This window comes from Desulfovibrio sp. An276 (genome assembly GCF_002159665.1).
GTDB lineage: Bacteria > Desulfobacterota > Desulfovibrionia > Desulfovibrionales > Desulfovibrionaceae > Desulfovibrio > Desulfovibrio faecigallinarum.
In genome coordinates, this window is record NZ_NFJC01000001.1 from 416461 (window position 1) to 435787 (window position 19327).

20 protein-coding genes and 1 other RNA gene are annotated in these 19327 nt (G+C 53.0%); 9 read left to right on the plus strand and 12 right to left on the minus strand.

Features of this window, described 5'->3' with window-relative positions:
* The first annotated feature begins 7 nt into the window (after nucleotides 1-7).
* An RNA gene (ffs, locus tag B5F76_RS01855) (signal recognition particle sRNA small type) lies at nucleotides 8-93 on the plus strand.
* An 88-nt stretch (nucleotides 94-181) separates the two neighbouring features.
* Here the strand turns inward: ffs and B5F76_RS01860 are convergent.
* The 9 genes from B5F76_RS01860 to B5F76_RS01900 form a co-directional block, all read right to left on the minus strand.
* A complete protein-coding gene (locus B5F76_RS01860) occupies nucleotides 182-1006 on the minus strand; it encodes an amidohydrolase family protein (protein WP_144268360.1) in 825 nt (274 codons plus the stop codon).
* 65 nt (nucleotides 1007-1071) lie between these two features.
* Nucleotides 1072-2058 (minus strand): D-2-hydroxyacid dehydrogenase, encoded by a 987-nt coding sequence (locus B5F76_RS01865; protein WP_087350087.1) that lies wholly within the window; start codon nucleotides 2056-2058, stop codon nucleotides 1072-1074.
* Between the two features lie 304 nt (nucleotides 2059-2362).
* Complete coding sequence (gene pal, locus B5F76_RS01870; protein WP_087350090.1) at nucleotides 2363-2830, minus strand: peptidoglycan-associated lipoprotein Pal; 468 nt, start codon at nucleotides 2828-2830, stop codon at nucleotides 2363-2365.
* Between the two features lie 583 nt (nucleotides 2831-3413).
* Nucleotides 3414-4727 (minus strand): PD40 domain-containing protein, encoded by a 1314-nt coding sequence (locus B5F76_RS01875; protein ID WP_087350093.1) that lies wholly within the window; start codon nucleotides 4725-4727, stop codon nucleotides 3414-3416.
* Between the two features lie 202 nt (nucleotides 4728-4929).
* Nucleotides 4930-6741, minus strand: coding sequence for a TonB family protein (locus B5F76_RS01880; protein WP_087350096.1), 1812 nt, complete (start codon nucleotides 6739-6741; stop codon nucleotides 4930-4932).
* 54 nt (nucleotides 6742-6795) lie between these two features.
* Nucleotides 6796-7749: a cell envelope integrity protein TolA gene (locus B5F76_RS01885; protein WP_087350099.1), complete on the minus strand. Its 954-nt coding sequence runs from the start codon at nucleotides 7747-7749 to the stop codon at nucleotides 6796-6798.
* A 14-nt stretch (nucleotides 7750-7763) separates the two neighbouring features.
* Nucleotides 7764-8207 (minus strand): ExbD/TolR family protein, encoded by a 444-nt coding sequence (locus tag B5F76_RS01890; protein WP_087350102.1) that lies wholly within the window; start codon nucleotides 8205-8207, stop codon nucleotides 7764-7766.
* A 3-nt stretch (nucleotides 8208-8210) separates the two neighbouring features.
* Entirely contained in the window at nucleotides 8211-8906 is a 696-nt protein-coding gene (locus B5F76_RS01895) for a MotA/TolQ/ExbB proton channel family protein (protein ID WP_087350106.1), read from the minus strand.
* Nucleotides 8907-9052: 146 nt separating this feature from the next.
* The gene (locus B5F76_RS01900; RefSeq protein WP_087350285.1) at nucleotides 9053-9835 is read right to left on the minus strand and encodes a tRNA lysidine(34) synthetase; all 783 of its coding nucleotides are present in this window, start codon (nucleotides 9833-9835) and stop codon (nucleotides 9053-9055) included.
* A gap of 310 nt (nucleotides 9836-10145) precedes the next feature.
* On the opposite strand from B5F76_RS01900, the gene rpoZ reads away from it, so the two are divergent.
* Both rpoZ and dnaJ read left to right on the plus strand, forming a co-directional pair.
* A complete protein-coding gene (gene rpoZ, locus B5F76_RS01905; protein ID WP_087350109.1) occupies nucleotides 10146-10346 on the plus strand; it encodes a DNA-directed RNA polymerase subunit omega in 201 nt (66 codons plus the stop codon).
* Between the two features lie 105 nt (nucleotides 10347-10451).
* Nucleotides 10452-11570, plus strand: coding sequence for a molecular chaperone DnaJ (gene dnaJ, locus B5F76_RS01910; RefSeq protein ID WP_087350112.1), 1119 nt, complete (start codon nucleotides 10452-10454; stop codon nucleotides 11568-11570).
* Between the two features lie 71 nt (nucleotides 11571-11641).
* Here dnaJ and B5F76_RS01915 read toward each other — a convergent pair whose 3' ends face one another.
* Entirely contained in the window at nucleotides 11642-11827 is a 186-nt protein-coding gene (locus B5F76_RS01915) for a hypothetical protein (protein ID WP_144268361.1), read from the minus strand.
* Nucleotides 11828-11895: 68 nt separating this feature from the next.
* The gene (locus B5F76_RS01920) at nucleotides 11896-12768 is read right to left on the minus strand and encodes a methylenetetrahydrofolate reductase (RefSeq protein ID WP_087350118.1); all 873 of its coding nucleotides are present in this window, start codon (nucleotides 12766-12768) and stop codon (nucleotides 11896-11898) included.
* Between the two features lie 392 nt (nucleotides 12769-13160).
* Between B5F76_RS01920 and B5F76_RS01925 the strand changes: the two genes are divergently transcribed.
* From B5F76_RS01925 to B5F76_RS01940, 4 genes are all read left to right on the plus strand, one after another.
* The gene (locus tag B5F76_RS01925; RefSeq protein WP_239406916.1) at nucleotides 13161-13952 is read left to right on the plus strand and encodes a phosphodiester glycosidase family protein; all 792 of its coding nucleotides are present in this window, start codon (nucleotides 13161-13163) and stop codon (nucleotides 13950-13952) included.
* Nucleotides 13953-14238: 286 nt separating this feature from the next.
* Nucleotides 14239-14619, plus strand: a complete 381-nt coding sequence (locus B5F76_RS01930; protein WP_087350124.1) for a desulfoferrodoxin — start codon at nucleotides 14239-14241, stop codon at nucleotides 14617-14619.
* 146 nt (nucleotides 14620-14765) lie between these two features.
* Nucleotides 14766-14906 carry a rubredoxin gene (locus B5F76_RS01935; protein ID WP_087350127.1) on the plus strand — a complete coding sequence of 47 codons (141 nt, stop codon included), beginning with the start codon at nucleotides 14766-14768 and terminating at the stop codon, nucleotides 14904-14906.
* A gap of 325 nt (nucleotides 14907-15231) precedes the next feature.
* Complete coding sequence (locus B5F76_RS01940; protein WP_087350130.1) at nucleotides 15232-16437, plus strand: FprA family A-type flavoprotein; 1206 nt, start codon at nucleotides 15232-15234, stop codon at nucleotides 16435-16437.
* 62 nt (nucleotides 16438-16499) lie between these two features.
* Here B5F76_RS01940 and larC read toward each other — a convergent pair whose 3' ends face one another.
* A complete protein-coding gene (gene larC, locus B5F76_RS01945; protein ID WP_162608624.1) occupies nucleotides 16500-17477 on the minus strand; it encodes a nickel insertion protein in 978 nt (325 codons plus the stop codon).
* Nucleotides 17478-18038: 561 nt separating this feature from the next.
* Here larC and B5F76_RS01950 point away from each other — a divergent pair.
* A complete protein-coding gene (locus B5F76_RS01950) occupies nucleotides 18039-18707 on the plus strand; it encodes a CBS and ACT domain-containing protein (protein WP_087350136.1) in 669 nt (222 codons plus the stop codon).
* Between the two features lie 252 nt (nucleotides 18708-18959).
* Complete coding sequence (locus B5F76_RS01955) at nucleotides 18960-19277, plus strand: TusE/DsrC/DsvC family sulfur relay protein (protein ID WP_087350139.1); 318 nt, start codon at nucleotides 18960-18962, stop codon at nucleotides 19275-19277.
* Nucleotides 19278-19327: the final 50 nt, after the last annotated feature.

The window sequence follows — 19327 nt, forward strand, 5'->3', positions numbered from 1 at the left end:
CCTTGCATCTGCCGGGTGGCGGTAGCGCTGCCAACCCCGTCAGGTCCGAAAGGAAGCAGCGGTAACAGAGGTTGCCGGGTGCCCGGCATTTACTAGGCATTCAGCACAGGAAGCAAACAGACTTCCTGACGGATATCAAGGGCGGAACCATATCATGGTTCTGCCCTTTCTCTTTTTCGGATTATTGGCCGAGACAGGGATAATACAGCTTTAGAAGCCTTTCTCCATTGCGCGTCAAATCGTCCATTTGCCTGCCGGACAAACCCACTGCCTGCAACCTTGCAAGCTCCCCCTCTACCCTGAAAAAGGGCCAGTCCGAGCCAAACACCAACCTGTCACAAGGCAGAATGCGCAGCAGTCGTCCAAGACGTGAACTGTCTGCATGAAACGACGTATTGGACGTATCGAACCAGAGATTTTCGGGGCAGCCATGCGCAAAAATCTCTTCCACATCATCCCACATGCACCATCCCCCCATGTGCGCCCCGATGATGTGCAGAGAAGGAAAGCTCCCGGCAATCCTTTCAAGCTGTCTGGGAGTGGAAAACAACGTTTTGCAGCCCCCTTGTTTCTGGCGGCTGCCAACATGGACAAGGAGACAAAAGCGTCCGCTCATTGCCTCGTAAAGCGGGAACATGGCCTTGTCATCCAGCCTGAACCCCTGATAGTCCGGGTGCAATTTGATGCCGCCAATGCCTGCACTGGCAAGAAAATCCAGCTCCTCCTCCCAGGAGGGCAACTCGGGGTGCACTGTTCCAAAGGGGAGAAGCAGGCTGTCTTTGGCAAGGAGCGAGATGGCAAAGCGATTGACAGCGTGAACATGCTCTCCCCTTGCGGCACAACAAAGAACGCAGGCCCTGTCCATGTCTGCCTTGCGCTCTTCGTTCACAAGATCATCAAGAACACCACTTGCCTCGCATTGCAGCCCAAATCCCCGAGAAAGAGCCTGGACAGCTCTTTTTGCACCATGAGAAAGCCAGGCATGGGTATGTATGTCGATTCTCATGATATATGTCTCAAGAAAGCTTTTTCCGCTCAAAAGTTGCTATTGCCTGTCTTTCCATGCAAATCCTAGATCTCACGGGGAGCAGCCTTTACCCTGTTCAGCAGATTGACAGGCGTTCCCTGCATCCAGCGCCGCACTATTTCACCGCTTAGGCTGAGCAGTCTTTGTCTGGCAGTTCTTGAAGTCCATGCCATATGAGGCGTGATAATCGTATTGGGTGCATGGAGAAGGGGATTGTCCCTTCTTGGCGGTTCATGCGCAAGCACATCGGCACCGAAGCCGGCCAGCTTGCCATCGACAAGAGCTTTCGCGCAGTCCTTCTCGTTTACAAGGCCACCATGCGACACATTGACAAGAAAGGCTCCATCCTTCATGCGTTCGATTGTTTTCTTGCAGATGAGCTCTTTTGTCTCCCGTGTCAGGGGACAATGCAGGGAAACCACATCAGCTTTCTGCAGCAGGGTGTCAAGACCGACAAAGGAAAAGGGCGCAAACGAGGGGGGATTCCTGGGCGTTCTGCAGGTGGCCAAAACCTCCATGCCAAAGGCATTGGCCAGGCGCCCTACTCTGCGCCCTACGGCACCAAAACCGACAAGACCAAGGATCTTCTTGTCCAGGCAGACTGGGGGATCTGTCCAGAAGGACCAGACCCTGAGTCTCGTCCATTCACCCTCATGAACACTTTGAGAATGGACGCTCACCCTTCGCAAGAGATTGAGCATGAGAGCCAGCGTATGTTCTGCCGCATCCGCAGAACTGTAATCCTGTACATTGCATGCAGCAATGCCCCGCTTCTCAAGGGCCTGAATGTCAACCAGATCGGTACTGGTAGACATGATGGCAACCAGCCTCACATTGGGGCCAAGCAAGGCAACGTCCTCGGCATCCAGTGGCATTCTGTTCACCAATACGACATCGCTTTCTGCTGTTCGTTTGGCAATTTCAGACGGCTGGGTACTGGGGTAAATATTTGTCTCGCCAAGATCGGTTATTGGCTGCCATTGCAAATCGCCGGGATTGATGATCCCGCCATCCAAAATTGTGATCTTCATCGCAAAGACGGGTCTTGCTGTTTTATGCCCCTGGGGAGCTGTTGGCGTATTTCTCCTGGGATTCCGTACAACGCGGGAAAACAGAGGAATTGGGCAGACAGTGCAACAATGGAAAAGAACACATCCCGCAAAACTATCCTTTTTTGTGTTCTCAAAGTATATTTTTGCCAGCGTCCATATGCAAGTACCTCTTTGCGCGAACACAAAAAAAGACCCCACAAAAATGGAGTCCTACATGAAACAAGGGAAGCCATTCCATCTGGAACAGCTTCCCCTCTATCAAAATTTATTGCTGGTACAAGAACTAGTGGGCGATCACGCGGAAGTCGTCGCGACGGTTCTGGGACCAGGCAGCCTCGTCATGACCCTGAACGGCGGGTTTTTCCTTGCCGTAGGAAATCATCTCGAGCTGGCTGGGGGAAACGCCCAAGGTCACCATGTAGTCATAGGCAGCACGTGCACGGCGTTCGCCAAGAGCAAGGTTGTATTCCTGGGTGCCACGTTCGTCGCAGTTGCCTTCGATGCGCACGCGGATGGTGTTGTAGCGCTTCATCAGCTCAGCCTTGGCCTTCAGGACTTCCTGATACTGGGGCTGAATGGTGTACTGATCAAATGCAAACAGCACGCGACCATCGGTGATCTGCTGAATGGCAGCCTGCATTTCAGGGGAAATGCCAGTGTCAGCATAGCCAGGTTCTGCAGACTTCTTGGCGCAACCAAAACCGGCAGCAAGAGCCACCACCAGCGCAAGAACGAGAGCGAAACGTTTCATTATAAGCCTCCTGAACAGCTTCTAGAAATGGAAATTTCCATACTATCACGTTGAGAAAAGCGGGATATAAAATTCCCTCTCAACTGCAATGAATGGTATCTTCACTTGTGATTTTGTCAAGACATACAGGTGTCTTTTTCCCCGAAAGAGTCTCGATCCAAGCCGTTTTACAAGCCAAATCGAGCCATGCCCATCTCGCACTTGTGTTCGAGAGTTCATGAAAGCCACAACCTGTGGGGCGTTTCGCGATCTGCGCTTGCCAGCCTGCAAACAGCCACTGGTTGTTATGCCTTTCTTCGGGGCGAGCAGCCTTGCAGCCAATCCTATCCGAACCCCTTCAGCCGTACTGCTATTCATCCACTCCCTTCCTCACGCGTGACGCAGGAAGCTGCGCGGATTCACAGTTCCCCATACGGAAAAACTGGCTTTCCGACAAAAGGTGTAAATAATTGTATCAACCTTGCCATGGATTGGCAAGAAAAGTCCTTGAAATCAACCCGGATTGCCTGCTCTTTTTTACAAGAAAAAAAAGGGGTACAACATCTTGTACCCCCTTTTTCAAGAATTTCCAGAATTTCTGACTTTAGCGTCCCTGGGCAGGAATTCCCCAGCGGGGGAAATAGGCATTGCCATTGACAGGCACCCTCTTGGCATCCCCACCATGACGGGTTGTCAGATAAATCGACCGCTTGCCACCGCGGGAAGAAGAAAATGCTATGAAGTAGCTGTCCGCGCAGAACGAGGGCTGTTCGTCAGAACCAGGCCCAAAGGAAACCTGAGTTTCGGCCCCTGTCACAAGGTCCTGGACAAAAATTCTCTGTCCGTAGGCAGTCAGGCGGCTGAAGACAACGAGCGTGCCGTCGGGAGAGAGGTTGGCTTCCGTATTGTAGGAACCCTGCTGGCTCACACGTGTCACGGCTCCTGTATTCAGATCCTTCATGAAGATCTGGGGGCCGCCGAGACGGGAGGAAGTGAAGGCCATCTTGGTGCCTGTCTTATCAAAGGTAGGAGACACATTGATGGAATTGTCCTGCTCCAACACCCTTTCCTTCTTGAAGACATGGTTCAGCTGGTAGATGACAGGATACTTGCCATTGGAAAGAGCCACGGCAACCTTGTTGTTGGGCAGGAAGGAAGGTCCGATGACAACGTCGCCGGGGAAACGGACTCTCTGAACTCTGCGGCTGCGGGCATCCCACACGCCAAGGGAATGCGAACGCTCATCAATCTGGGTGAAGACAATAAAGCGACCGTCAGGGGACCAGGTGGGAGACATTGCTTCGCCGCGAATATTCGTGATCTGCCTGAAATCACGGCCTGTTGGCTTGGCAAGGCAAACTTGGGCGCTGAGCTTGCCCCTCTTCACGACAAAGGCAAGGGTAGAGCGGAAGAAAGCTCCGTTGCCAGTCAGGGCCTCAAGCAGATCCGCACAAAACCTGTCTGCCACTTCGGGCAGATCCCTGCTTGAAACGCTGGGATACTCCTTGCCGAAAAGACGAGCCCCACCGCTTGTCTCATAGGCTCTCATCTGTACCCTGGTGGTCCCTCTGTCACCGTTGGGCCAAAGAGTTGTAACAACTATATCACTGCCAGCCAGCTGAAAACGCTTGAAGTCAGCCTGTGGCGGCTCAACACCGGCAAGAACTGTTCCTCCAAGGACGGTTTTGGGATCTGTCAGACGCATGAAGGGCAGAAAACTCAGGTTTTCATTGACAAGTTTCTGCAGCTGTGCCCCCATTTGTCGAGCTTCCGTATTGGGTCCGGTGATGGGTGCGGCAAGCCCCAGATTGACCACATTCTGCCCAGGCCCATAGATGTCCACGCGTGGCGCGGCTAGGGTCTGACCGGCAGTACAGAAAAACACGGTCAGGGCAATGGCGAGAAATTTACGAAGCATCATATTTCTCCAGCATGATTTGTTGAAATGCTCTCTGAAAACAGAGGACGATTGTTGATTTGCTTCTGTGTGAAAAATGTGTGGCTGCAAATGTGCCCAAGCGAAAATTTTTCGTCAAGGATGTTCAGGGACGAAGGCGCGACATTCTTGTTGCGGCTGCCTTTCCTGCTGCCTTGTTTGGACGTGGCAATCCGAAAAGACACTACCTTGCAGCCCCGGGACTGTTGTTCGGCTGTTCAAAGTAAGAAGGCTGAGTATCCTCTTTTTTCGAAGCAATCCCTTCGGAGGCAGTAGGGGCAGACGAGCGTCCTGCGGCTTCTTCCCTGCGCAAGGCTCTGGCTGCCCTGGCTGCCTCCACTTCAGCGGCAATCTCCGCCTTGCGTTCATCAGACAGGGGAAATGGCGTGACAGGTGCCTTGGGATCTATCACCTTGCCCTGCACTTTCGTAGAAGGCAGTGGTGGCTGCGGAACAACCCAGTCCACCTTTGCTCCCTGTCCCTGTGCGGAATCTGGCTCATGCTTTGCTGCAGGACTCTTCCGTGTCGCCTTGTCGGTAACACTTGGAGCAGGAACTGCCTTGGCAGACGATTGTCCCGAGGCTCCTTCCCTGCGCAAGCTTCTGGCTGCCTCGGCTTCAGCGGCTATCTCAGCCTTGCGTTCGTCGGAAAGGGGTAGTTGCGTAGCTGATGCCTTGGGATCTATCACCCTGCCCTTCACCTGTGCAGATGGCGGCGGTGGCTGTGGAACAACCCAGTCTACCTTTGCTTCCTGTCCCTGTGTGGAAGTTGCCTCATGCTTTGCTGCAGGACTCTTCCGTGTCGCCTTGTCGGTAACACTTGGAGCAGGAACTGCCTTGGCAGACGATTGTCCCGAGGATTCTTCCCTGCGCAAGCTTCTGGCTGCCTCGGCTTCAGCGGCTATCTCGGCCTTGCGTTCGTCGGAAAGGGGTAGTGGCGTAGCTGGTGCCTTGGGATCTATCACCCTGCCCTTCACCTGTGCAGATGGCAGTGGTGGCTGCGGAACAACCCAGTCCTGCCTTGCTCCCGGCCCCTGTGCGGAAGTTGTCTCATGCTTTGCTGCAGCAGAACTCTCCTGCGCAGTCTTGCCGACTACACCTGGAGCAGAGATTTTGCTTTCTTCTGCCTTCAGCTTTTCCTGTTCGCTCTGCCCTGAAAAATTGGTCCCTGGCGCCTCTTCCTTTTGCAGAGAGTTTTTCTTTTCCTGGCCATCGACTTTACCGGCAGGAACGGTCTGGACATGCACGTCGTTATTCCGGATATCGCGAGATTCAATCACCAAATCTGTCAGCCCGGGTTTTGGGGGATACCTGCTAATGACTGGTCCGGGAACAACCACTTGGGACGGTTCCCTTTTTTCCTCCAGTGACCTTGACTTGGGCTCTGGCAAAGGCTTGACGGGGGTGCGTTCCCTCAATTCCCTTGCTCCCGGAATATGTTGCCCGGGGGCAAACTCGTATCCTGCGAAACTTTCACCCCGTTCCCGTGCAACAGCTTCGGCCCTGGCGCGGGCATCTTCTTCGGCATACCCGGCTTCGCGTACCCTGTACTCCCGATCACGCTGCGCTCTCTCGCGAACCTGTCGCTTGAGCTCTTCATCAGGGTCTACTGGCGTTTCTGAAGGCTTCCGGATCTGCAGGGTACACGCAAGGCGTACTGCCTGACCATCCGGAGGTGGCGCAAATCTGCCCACCTTGTGAGCTGCACCGCATGCCGATGTATCAAAGGTGTCATGTCCAGAGGAATGTTTTACAACGCAATCCTGCAACATGCCCGAGCTGTCAATAAGGAGCTCTATCTCTGTCCTGTATTCGCCATAAAGCCCCTGAGGAGGATCCCACACCTCGCCAATGCGCCCGAATACTCCTGCCGCATAGTTCTCGCCGCTCAAACCGCCCGCGATGAAGATACGCTGGGCAGCCCAAGCCATATCCGGGTATGCAAGGCCAGGCGTCAAGACAAGAAGAAAGAGCGTCCATGCACGAGTATGTTTCAAGGGGCAACCTCCTCATAGTGTGCGCACAGGCAGGATGCGTATAGTGCAGAGGCCCTAGCCTCGTCTCAGTTCATTGAGCGTAAACACCATTTCCAGACTCTGATATTCGGGACTTGGGGGAGGCGGAAAGTCTCCGGCCCTGCTTGTACGCATGATGGCATTCACACAGGACGAATCGTACTGAACATTTCCGGACGAACGGACAACCACGCAATCCTGAACTTCACCCTGGGCGCTGACATCAATAACAATAGTGCATTGCAGATTCTGTCTGGTAGCCGAGGCATATCCCCAGTTGGGACGCACTGCCAGCATGACCTGCCCTATATAGACAGAATGCAGACCACCTCCGCCAGGCCCGCTGCCTTCGCCACCGCCACCACCGCGGTTTCCGCTGGATTTCTTGCGGGCTTCTGCAAGCGCACGCTCTACCGAGGACCCCCTGTCACCGGACTCTGCCCGTGAAGTTGCCTTGCGCTTGGCCTGGTTGAGGGCAGCCTTGATGGGATCCTCTTCCTGCTCGCGCTTGTCCTTTTTGGGCTGTTCCTTCTTCGGCTGCTCCTTCTTGGGTTGTTCCTTTTTTGGTTGTTCCTTCTTCGGTTCCGGTTTCTTGGCTACTTCCTTCTTGGGTTCGGGCTTCGGCTCCGGTTTGGGTTCAGGTTTTGGTTCGGGTTTGGGCTTTGGCTTGGGCTCGGCCTTCTTGGGTTCTTCCTGAGGAATAGGCAAGGCCTTGGCCGGATCTGGAGCAGCTTTGACCTCTTCCCTTTCGTGGGCGGCCACTTCAGCCTTTTCTGCTGGTGCAGAAGGAGCAGGCTCACCTTCTCCCTTTTCACCCATGGGCCCCAGAATGGGGGAAGGAGTCTTGTTGCCGCCCGGATCTCCTTCCACAAGGCTGATCTGCACAGGCTTTGTCATGTCAATGAGCGGAGAGCCCACTGGCCAGAGCCAGATGAGCAGGATGACCGCTATGTGCAGGCACAGCGACAATATATATGTTGCCAAGGGCATGAGAAACCAATCCCCTATCTTGAACGCGAAGCCTGTTTGGCTGCAGCTGCGGCCATCTCGACATTTTCGGCAATGACGCCGAGCTTTTCAATTCCTACTGCCTTGATGCGCCCCATGACATCTACAACAACCCCGTAGGGCACTTCCTTGTCCGCCTGGAGAAAGAGAGACTTGTTCTTTTCCTTGACCAGACTCTGCAGGAATCCCTCAAGCTGTTCAATATCATCTACCCGGTATTCGTCCAGAAAAATGGCACCATCCCGCCGTACTGTAAGCGTCATGTGCTCGCTCTCTGTTGGCAGCACTTCTACCTGTTTCGTCTGGGGCAGATCGACATCAAGTCCTTCACTCATCATTGGTGTCGCCACCATGAAGATAATCAACATGACCAGCATGACGTCTACGAAGGGCGTCACGTTGATTTCTGAGACAAAACGTCCAGGTTGAGAAGCTTGCATGGTCTAGAACTCCGTAGCTCCGGTCTTTGACACCTTGCGATGGGCATTGAGTTCGCGTTGTACGCGGTTGAGGAAGATGCCTGCGAAATTGACCAGCAGGGTGTCTATCTGGGCAAGGCGACCGAGGAAAAAGTTGAATCCAATCGTGGCAGGGACTGCCACTGCCAGACCTATGGCTGTTGCAACCAGAGCTTCGGAAATGCCGGGGGCTACAGTGGCGAGCGATGCTGACTTGGACATGCCGATGGAATGGAAGGAGTGCATGATGCCCCAGACTGTACCGAAAAGTCCTATAAAGGGAGCTGTGTTGGAGCAGGTTGCCAGAAGCGAGAAGGAGGCCTGCATCCGAGAAAGCTCAGATCCCACACCCTGCCTGAGAGCCCTGCGCACGTTATCGACTATGACATCCGAGGAGTTGCCAAGCTCCTTGGATCTGTTGAATTCCATAACGCCCTTCTGGGCAACGGCATACAGCGGAGAATTGGGATCGGCACCAAGAAACTGCACTGCGTCGCGCAAATTTGCCGCGTCCTCGAAATTTCTGATACCGGCAATGGCCTTGCGCTTGGCTGCCCCCAGAAGCAGTGCCTTCTGAATCATCAGCCCCCAGCTTCCCACTGACATGAGAAAAAGGATAAGCAGTACGGCCTTGGCCACCAGACTGGCGTTGGCAATCATGCTAAAAAAGTTGAATTCCATCGAAATCTCCAGCATTTTCGAAATAGAGCACGGCACCTTGCAGCTTGTTCGGGCACTGGGGCCGGGCCGGACTCGTTGGCGGCACAATGCTACGAAATGGCCCTCTTTTCAAGTCCAAATACCTCCTAAGAGGTATTTTTTGCCTGTTAATTTGCCTGTTCTGGCCCAATCTTTGCGTCCTCTTGCGCCCTAATCCTGTCCTTGTCCAGCTGCCAACGTGTCAGACCGTTAAAAATACAGCGTCTGGCATTGTCCGTAACCCCGTAAAGAGTGTGCAGTGTCTCTTCCATGGATGAACGGGATGTGTGTCCTGCCGAAGGACACGGATTGGACCAGACAGGGAGTTCCCACTTGCGGGCTGCTGCCCTTATGGTCCGCTTCTCTACCAGCATGAGAGGTCGGATAACCTGCAGGGAGCCGCCAAAGAAGGGCTCGCTCATCGACATCCCCTCCACCCTGCCGTTGCGGCAAAGATTGAGAAAGAACGTCGAGACCAGATCCTCGGCATTATGGCCTATGGCAAGGTGGGTGAGATGGTACTCGCGACACAGTTCGAACAGTCTTCTTCTTCTGAGCCACGCGCAACGAAAACATGCACTGTTGCGCTGATTTGCCTCGCTGTGTCCCTGCAGGCCATAATCCGTAATTTCCACATGGCCGGGTATTCCGTTTTGGGCAAGCCAGGTGACAAGAGGCTCGTGATTGGCAGGATCAAAGCCAGGATTTAGGTGAATGGCAAAAATCTCGAAGGGAAAGGGAACTATCCCCTGGCGAAGACGCAGGCACTTGAGCATGACAAAGCTGTCTACCCCACCAGACACAGCTACCCCTACCCGGCATCCGGGGTAAAGCATACCTGTCTGTTGCATGGCCTTGCCCATGCTCCTGATACACGTTTCCTGGGCAAAACTGCGTTTTTCCCTCATGATTCCTTCCTTGTCATGGTTTGCGGCTTCCTTGGCATCCCTTTTTGCAAGCATTTGCTGCGTCAGGGAAGGCAAAAGAAATGCCCTCGCATATTTATCTGATTTTTCGGCAAATTGAAGATTTTTGACCGGCAACTGGCAAATTTTGATCTTGACAGGCAAGAGTACGCTCAAATAAAAAGACAAATTTCAAATGAATCAGCCCTCTGGCACCAGGATCGTGGTTGCCACAGGGCAACTGGTTCATACAGCGCCCTTGACAGTGCAGAAGCTGGCATTACTTTTTTTTCAGCATGTCTGCAATGGAGGTTATATGGCCCGTATTACCGTCGAAGACTGCCAGAAAGTCGTTCAGAACCGTTTTCTGCTTGTTCAGATGGCTATCAAGAGAGTTCGTCAGTACCGCGATGGATATGATCCCCTCATCAAGACGGACAACAAGGAAATCGTGACTGCCCTGCGCGAAATTGCCGCAGGCAAGGTCAAGTGCCCCGAATTGGACAATCCAAAGTAGCAGACACATTTTTCAGCCCGGGAAGTACGCCCAACGTCCAGAGCCTTTCCCTGACTGCAACCACTATTTGGTCACTCCCAAGACTTTGCCAGAGACAACAACCATATGGACAGCAAGAGAGATTACTATGAAGTCCTCGGGGTTCCCAGGAATGCAACCCAGGAGGAACTGAAGAAGGCCTATCGCAAGCTGACCTTCCAGTATCATCCCGACCGCAATCCCGGGAACAAGGAAGCAGAGGAGAAGTTCAAGGAAGCTGCAGAAGCCTATAATGTTCTGCGCGACGAAAACAAGCGCGCCCGTTACGACCAGTTTGGTTTTGATGGTGTTGACCAGGGACAGGGCTTTGCCAGCACAAGCGATATCTTCTCGCAGTTCGGCGATCTCTTTGGCGATTTCTTTGGTTTTGGCGGCTCTGGCACTGCAGCCATGCAGGGTGCGGATTTACGCTACGAGCTGACCATAACCTTTGAGCAGGCAGCTCGCGGCGACGAGGCGAAACTCGTCCTCCCCCGTCACGAAACCTGTGGGACCTGCCATGGTTCAGGCGCTGCGCCCGGCACCAAGGTGGAAACATGCCCGCGCTGCAAGGGCACTGGCCACATCCACAGATCCCAGGGATTCTTTTCGCTGGCGACACCATGCCCCTACTGTCATGGTACAGGTCAGCATATTCCCAGACCCTGCCCCACCTGCCATGGTGAAGGTCTGGTCAAGAAAACAAAGGAACTTTACGTACGTGTCCCGGCTGGCGTGGACTCGGGTACAAGATTGCGCGTACACGGCGAAGGTGAGCCGGGGCAATACGGAGGGCCTCCAGGAGATCTCTACGTTATCGTCCGCGTCGAACCGAGCAAGGTCTACGAGCGTCAGGGACAGGATCTCATATATACAACCGAAATATCCTTTACCCAGGCAGCTCTCGGGTGCCGCATAGAGGTTCCAGGACTCAATGGCGAACTGCCCCTTGAAATTCCCAAGGGGATTCAGAGCGGGACAATCCTGCGCATCGCAAACGAAGGCCTTCCCTATATTGGCCGCTCTCAAAAGGGAAGCCTGCTTGTGGACGTAAAGGTCATCACCCCCACAAAGCTCACCGAGAGACAGATTGAACTCTTGCGCGAATTCGAGGAGCTTTCCCAAAAACCGGACTCTCTGTTCGATCAGGCTGCTCAAAAGGTGAAAAAAAAGTTTGCCAAGGCCAAGAAAAACATGGGCCTGTAGATTCTCTTCAGCTCTTGCAAAAGAAAAGCCCCCGCCACGGGGGCTTTTCTTTTGCCCTTCCTGCACTTTCCCTAGCCCTGCCTTTTGAAAGCGTCCTTTCCCCGAGCGGGCAATCCGAAAAGTTCCGGTTCCTTTTCAAGCAGAGCCCTTGCCAAAGCATCAAAATCGGGACTGTACTCACCCCTGCGAAGCTGTTCCACCAATGTCTCCAGACGTTTGAGCCTGTCATTGGACAACTGCGCGGTTGTTCCATCCATCTCGTCTTCCCCTGCTTCCTTGCATGGGGGCTGCGGCTGTGCATTGCAGGAAGTTTTCACCTGTTCCCCTACTTCTTTCCGAGTCCGCATTCACGAACTATGTCAAGACAAAGGTCAGCCTTGTTCAGCGTATAGAGATGGATACCAGGCGCACCACCTATGAGCAGACGCGAGATGAGATCCACTGTGAAATCCATGCATATGCGAGCTACGTCACCATTGCTGTTCCTGTCTGCCTCTTCAAGCTCAAGAAAGAGTCTCCCCGGGATAGATGCCCCACACAGGGAAAGCACACGCTTGAGCGAGGCAAAGCTTTGTATGGGCATGACACCGGGAATGACAGGACAGTTGCACCCGTGCTGGCGCAGCCAGTCAACAAGTTCAAAATATTCGCGCACATCAAAGAAAAGCTGGGTTAGAACAAAGTCTGCTCCACACTCTATCTTGCGCAAGGTGTAGCCACGGTCGTCGCTGTAGGTGGATGATTCCGGATGCGGGCAGGGATAGCCTGCCACGCCTATTCCCATCTGGGGAGCCTGGAGTCGAACATAGCGCACAAGGTCCGCTGCGTGCTGAAAGGGTCCGGTCCAGCTCCAGGGAGTATCCTTGGGCGGATCTCCGCGCAAGGCAAGAATATTGCAAACACCTGCATTCTGAAGTTGGTCAAGATACTTGGCAAGCCCCTGTACCTTTGCATTCACACAAGTCAAATGACTCATGACGCATAGATTCATGGAAGCAAGCTGACGCACTATGGCGAGCGTCTTGTCCTGCTTGCCGCCACCTGCTCCATAGGTCACTGAAGCAAAGAGCGGATTGATTTCCTGCAGCCTGTCTACTGCATGATAAAAATCCTTCATTGCCTCATCATTTGCAGGCGGGAAAAATTCCAAGGAAACAAAGGGTCTTTTGTTGTTCTTCAAAAGCTCGATGATGCGCATTCAATGTTCTCCTTCACAAAAACTCTCCGGGGCTTTTCCTGCACACGTCAGGACAGTCCCCGAGGAGGCGCTGGCGGCAGGGCATACAGCCACGAGACCCGCCAGACTTCATTGCAGGTTGAGAATGCCCCGGTAGAGGTCGGATAGGCAAGCAAAAAATTGTCCCCCCTTTTGCCCCTTCACACCCTTTGGGAAAACCTTGCAAAAGCAGAATATTACCTCTAGTCTGCAAATCCATGAGCGCGGTATTTGTCATAATTCGCACGCTGGCTGTGGTCCTGCTGCTGCTTTTCTTCCACTGTCCCGTCCCGCTTGCTGCAGGTACGGAACAGACAACTGCGCAATCGCTGGATGTGATCCCACCTTCCCTGTCGTCTTCCGAAGGACAGGCTGTGAAAGAAAACGAAGCGGTTGCCTGGCTTGAGCTGGAAAAGGGGCTCGACTACGCAGAGCTGGTCACACCCGGATTCTCCCTGGTAGCTGTGCGCATCAATCCTGAATACTTTGATTTTGTGCTCTGCTCGGCTGGCAGGGACAAAGAAGGTGCTCGCACCCTGCGTGAGTGGAGTGAAAAATACAACCTGTCCGTTGTCATCAATGCCAGCATGTACCTGCCAGATGGACTAACCAGCACCGGATACATGCGCAGCGGCGACTACATCAACAACAAGCGCATTGTGCAGCGCTTTGGGGCCTTTTTTGCCGCCCAGCCCGATGATCCGGATCTTCCCAGAGCCACAATTCTGGAGCGTGACACGGACATCTGGCGCGAGTTGCTCTCCCACTATAGCGTTGTCATTCAAAACTACCGCATCATCAGTTCCGGACGTCGCATCCTCTGGTCACCAGGTGGACCATTGTACTCCATCTCAGCAGTTGCAACAGACGGCACTGGGAATATCCTCTTCCTGCACAGCAGAGAACCCGTGGAAGCTTACAGTTTCGCCCAGCATCTCCTGCACCTTCCCCTGGATATTCGTACTGTGATGTATGTGGAGGGAGGAGGACAGGCCGGACTTCTTGTCCGCTCGCAAAAGCTTGAAAGGGAACATCAGGGACGCAATGCCGTAGATTTCCTTGTCTCGGGGAACAGAACAGTGCTTTTGCCAAATGTCATAGGAGCGAAACCCATTGCCAGAGAGAATGCCAGGGACAACCTGAACGGTCTATCCCGTTTCCCGTAGATTGGACAAAAAATTTCTGCAAATTTCATCCCGGTTGTCCACAATTGGATATATGCTTTTTTTTCTTTGTTTTCAGTATATTGCAAAAACACATTCTCCAGTTTTTGCTGACAGGGGGCATGAAGTTAGCGCTGATCGGCAGCGAAAATGAAATTTTTACCTCTTGCCTTAATAAGAAATAATCTCATATTCTTTCCTGCAGGCATTGCCTGACAGTACATGCCCCCCAGCCGGTCCCCCTGGCCGGGACTTTCAACCCTTTAGCCAACCATAAGACGGAGCGAACATGCCAGCCAAACTGGATATCTACAAATGCGAGAAATGCGGCACAATTGTGGAAGTGATGGAGCCCGGCACCTGTGCTCCCTCCTGTTGTGGCTCTGCCATGACCCACATGAAGGAAGGATCTACGGACGGCGCACTGGAAAAGCACGTCCCCGTGATCTCCAAGGTGGACGGCGGCTACAAGGTCGTCGTTGGCTCTGTAGCCCATCCCATGCTTGAAAACCACTACATCCAGTGGATTGAACTTGTGGCAGGCAACGAAAGCCTGACTCATTTCCTCAAGCCCGGTGACACACCTGAAGCCGTCTTCAAGACTGACGCCGAAAAGGTTGTTGCCCGCGCATACTGCAATCTGCACGGACACTGGAAGGCCGAAAACTAGGCCGGACACCCTTGGCCGATACATGTCCCGGGAAGGAGACAGTTTCCTTCTCTCCCTTTCTGCTCAACCCTCAAACCTGCCGAAACAGCCTTCTCTGCAACAAACAGATGCACGCCTGTTCACAGGCAAATTCAGGAGTAGATGACATGAACAAATACGAATGCGATGTCTGCGGATACGTCTATGATCCCGCCGAACACGACGGTGTTGCCTTCGAAGATCTTCCCGATGATTGGGTCTGCCCCATCTGTGGCGTAGGCAAGGATTCCTTCTCCAAGCAGGACTAGACTTGTTTGATACACGCCCGCCAAAGTCCTCTTTGGTGGGCTTTTTCTTTCGACTCTTCATCCAGAGTCATCGTATGAGAATTCTCCAAATTCTGGAGAAGACACCTTCTTGGTGTTTGTGTTTTCTGGCAAAAGTTACGGCTTGTGTAAAACACCCAACAGCCAATTCATTGTACTGCATACAGAAGACAATAGCTGATCACAGCTTCAGATTCTGTATATAGGTTGCATTCTTAAAAAATTTCTCTCAGGGAGGTTAGCGCCAGGTATTGCCCCGGCACAGGGACACATTCCCTATTTCAGGAAAAGGCGCCCAAAAATCTTTATGAACGCACTCGAAATTGCAAAGGATACCTACTGGGTCGGCGTCGTCGACTACGATCACCACGATTTTCACGGCTATTCCCGCAGTCCTGAAGGCACAACCTACAACGCCTACCTCATCAAAGACGAAAAGAACTGCCTGATTGATACAGTGCCGGCAGGCATGGACAAAACCCTGCTCTGCCGCATGTCTCATGTGCTCGAGCCCCAGAAGGTTGACTACATTGTCTGCAACCACATGGAACTGGATCATGAAGGTGCTCTGGCCGAAATCGTTGCAGCCTGCAAGCCCGAAAAGATTTTCTGCTCTGCCATGGCACTGAAGTCCATGGCCGGCTACTACGGCAACCAGATGAAGGACTGGCCCGTGCAGGCTGTAAAGAGCGGAGAGACCATCAGCCTGGGCAAGCACACCCTGGTCTTCCAGGAAACCCGCATGCTGCACTGGCCCGACAGCATGGTTACCTACTGCCCCGAAAGCAAGATTCTCTTCTCCCAAGACGCCTTTGGCCAGAACATCGCCTCTTCCGAAAGATTCACAGACGAAATCGATCACGGTGATCTCGTTCACAGGGTCAAGGAATACTATTTCAACATTGTCCTTCCCTATTCCCAGTACGTTCTCAAGGCCCTTCCCGTCCTGGGTCAGCTGGACATCGAAATTATCGCTCCCGACCACGGATTGCTCTGGCGCGGAGACAAGGTCCAAGAGGCTGTCAATCTCTACAGGGAAATGGCAGAGCAAAAGCCCCGCAAGCGCGCTGTGGTCATTTATGACACCATGTGGTCCTCTACCCAGCGTCTGGCATATGCCGTAGCCAGTGGTCTGGAGGAAAACGGTGTCCCCGTCAATCTTCTTTCCGTGAAGAAAAACCACCACAGCGCCGTTATGACCGCTCTGGCCGATGCAAGCGCCCTGGCTGTGGGCTCTCCCACACACAACAACGGCGTTCTGCCTCTTGTCATGAGCACTCTGACCTATATCAAGGGCTTGCGTCCGAAAATCCTTGTGGGCGGAGCCTTCGGTTCCTACGGCTGGTCTGGCGAATCCCCGAAGATCCTGCAGCAGTACCTGCAGGATATGGGTATCGAGATGCCTGCAGAGGCTGTTCGTGCCCAGTGGCGCCCCAATCATGACGATCTTGTCAAGGCGCACCAGCTTGGCAAGAGCATGGCCGAGGCCCTGAAGGCCAAGTGCCAGGACTAGTTTTTCCTTCCTTTAGGGGCGGCAGTCATGCCGCCCTTTTTTTGTGCAGAGTGAAGGAAAAATCATCCCTTTTCCATACGTACCCTGGCAAAGCGAAAGGCTGGCGCCCCCAGACCGGCAGCACATGCCCTGTCGCGTATGTCGTCGCACTCTGGTCTGGAATACCATTGCCCGTCAATGACATACTCCTTGGTTCTGACGGGAGTTCCATCTGCAAGCTGTCCTTCGCCGCTCCTTCTGTCCACAACCAAGCGGCGCAAAATCTGTTCCCGAAAGCCCAGGGTATGGGTATGGCGCAACAGGAGCGAGCGCACGGCAGTTCTGTCTTTGATGTGGCACATAATGCGCAATAGCCCCATCGGTCTGTTTTTCTTTCCTATTCCCGAAAGCCAGAGGACGTCCAGAACCCGCTTGTCATTGGAAAGAGTCTCTATGACCAGGCCGGCTTCCTCTCCAGTCAGATGGTCGATATGGCTTTCCATTTGCACAATCTTTTCCCAACAGCCCTCTGCCTCGACAAGCAAGATCAATGACAAAGGGCGCCCCTCCCTGCCGGATACGCTTGCTGTCAGCAAGGGCTCACCGCCAATTTCTCGGGACTGACGGACTGACAGGGCCTTGAAAAGCAGTGCGCAGGCAAGGCTTACACCAGTTGTGCTGCTTGGTGTTCCGGAAAAACCAGCAAGAAGCTCGCGTTTTGTGGCAAGTGCCTCGTCCCTGGTATTCTCCTCCTGAATTGGCAGGGGAAGTGTTCCTGTCAGAATGGAAGTTACTCCCAATCTGGAAAGAATCCTGCAGATGCGCAAAAGGCCGAGCGCCTGTTCGCGTTCGTACACCTTGAGAATTCCCATGCTGTCGGCAAGTTTTGTAATTGCCGAAACCATTTGCAGAACAGGCCCGTCAAAAGCCAAATCCTTTTTTCCTCCTGCCAGATCCTCTATCCGGCAGGCGTCCTCGAGCATCTGTTTCAACGCTTGGCCAAGTATTTTCGTATTGATGCCGTATCTTGCATCAATGTAGAGAATTCGCTTCTTGCCCATGGAAACCCTCCCTTCTTCAGACAGGTTCTCATGCTGAGCAATTTGCGCCCGCATTGCAAGAAAAACTCGTGATGAACGCGCAAAAATCACACTTTCCATCATCCGGCCTTTGGAAAGCCGCAGTACACAGAAGCGGATGTGAAGCCTTTTTTCCAAACCCAAATTCGATTCGGGCATTGCCATTTCGGGAAAAGTATGCTCATATCAATTCTTGCCTGAAACACCGTACAATTTGTCGCTGCGATCAGGCTCTGCCTAGTTATCTGTATTTGCAGAAAAATTTATCAATATCCGTGGCAGTGTTCCCTGACAAGGCCGGGGATGGAGATCAGGCAGAACGTTCAGGTCGGCTTACTGCTCTTCAATCGAACAGTGTCCTCAACAGTGCGCTACAGGTTTTTCCAAAAAACCGACAGCCTGCTTTGGGCACTTTTGATTGACATTTATAGCAATTTTAAGCTGTTGCTCTCTTGTTCCATCTCGCAGCGCGTTTGCTTCAAACGTGCATGGAGCCAGATGGATAAGCGAGCTGTGCAGACACCTTGTTTGAAGGAGAAGCAAATGCTCATATCTCCCTGGATGACCACTGAAGCCATCAGTGTCCAGCCTGACACATCCCTTTCCAGATGTCAGAAGCTCATGAAGGAGCACGGCGTCCGTCGTCTTCCTGTAGTCGATGACAGCAATCGTGTTATTGGCATTATCTCCGACCGTGATGTCAAAAGTGCTTCCCCTTCCAAGGCAACATCGCTTGAAGTGCACGAAATTCAGTACCTTCTTGCAGAAGTGAAGGCCAAGGATATCATGACGTCCAACCCCATCTGCGTGAAAAGCAACGAGAGCATCTCCAAGGTCGCCCTCATTATGCTTGACAAGAAGATTGGGGGCATGCCCGTAGTGGATGATGACAATCACCTGCTTGGCATCATTACCGATCAGGATGTCTTCAGGGTACTTGTAACCATTGGCGGCGCCCGCGATCCTGGCATAGAGCTTACAGTAGAGACAAGCCAGGAACCTGGTTCCCTTGCCCGCGTCTTTGACATAGTCCGCAAGAACAAGGGGCGCATCGTCTCGGTCATGACAGCCTACCTTGCCAATGGCAACCGCCACGTGTTCATTCGTCTGCGTCCCTTTGAGGACGAGTCCGCCAGCGCTTCCCTGAAGGAAGCTTTGGAAACACAGACAAACCTGCTTGAATGGACAATATGTTCCGGGATGGCAGACTAGGGCTAAAACTTTTCCATTCTTTGCCCTTGCCATACGCTTGCCTTTGTGGCAATGTCTGCTGAAGAAAATTTCCGGGGTATTGTGTTCTTGTCAACATGCCCCGTTTCAAGGCAGTAATGCTCAAACTGCTTGTGCAAATCCTTAGAATTTGCACTTTTTAAGAGCTGAAATCAATTGCTTGTCGGAGTCGTTCCGACTGGTGCAACCCAGGATCAAGGATCCTGCTTTTCATGAAGTCCAAGGAGGACACGCATGGCTGAAGTTCAATTCCAAGGCAAAACATTCGAAGTTGATGAGGACGGCTTCCTTCTCCACTTCGAGGACTGGTGCCCGGAATGGCTCGAATATGTGAAAGAGTCTGAAGGCATCAAAGAAATCACCGCCGATCATCAGAAAATCCTCGACTTCCTGCAGGATTACTACAAGAAGAACGGTATCGCACCCATGGTCCGTATTCTCTCCAAGAATACTGGTTACAAGCTGAAGGAAGTTTACGAGCTCTTTCCTTCCGGCCCCGGCAAGGGCGCCTGCAAAATGGCAGGCCTTCCCAAGCCCACTGGCTGTGTGTAGGATTCAGCCCTTATTTTTTGACGGGGCTTTGCCCCGTCATATCAATGCAA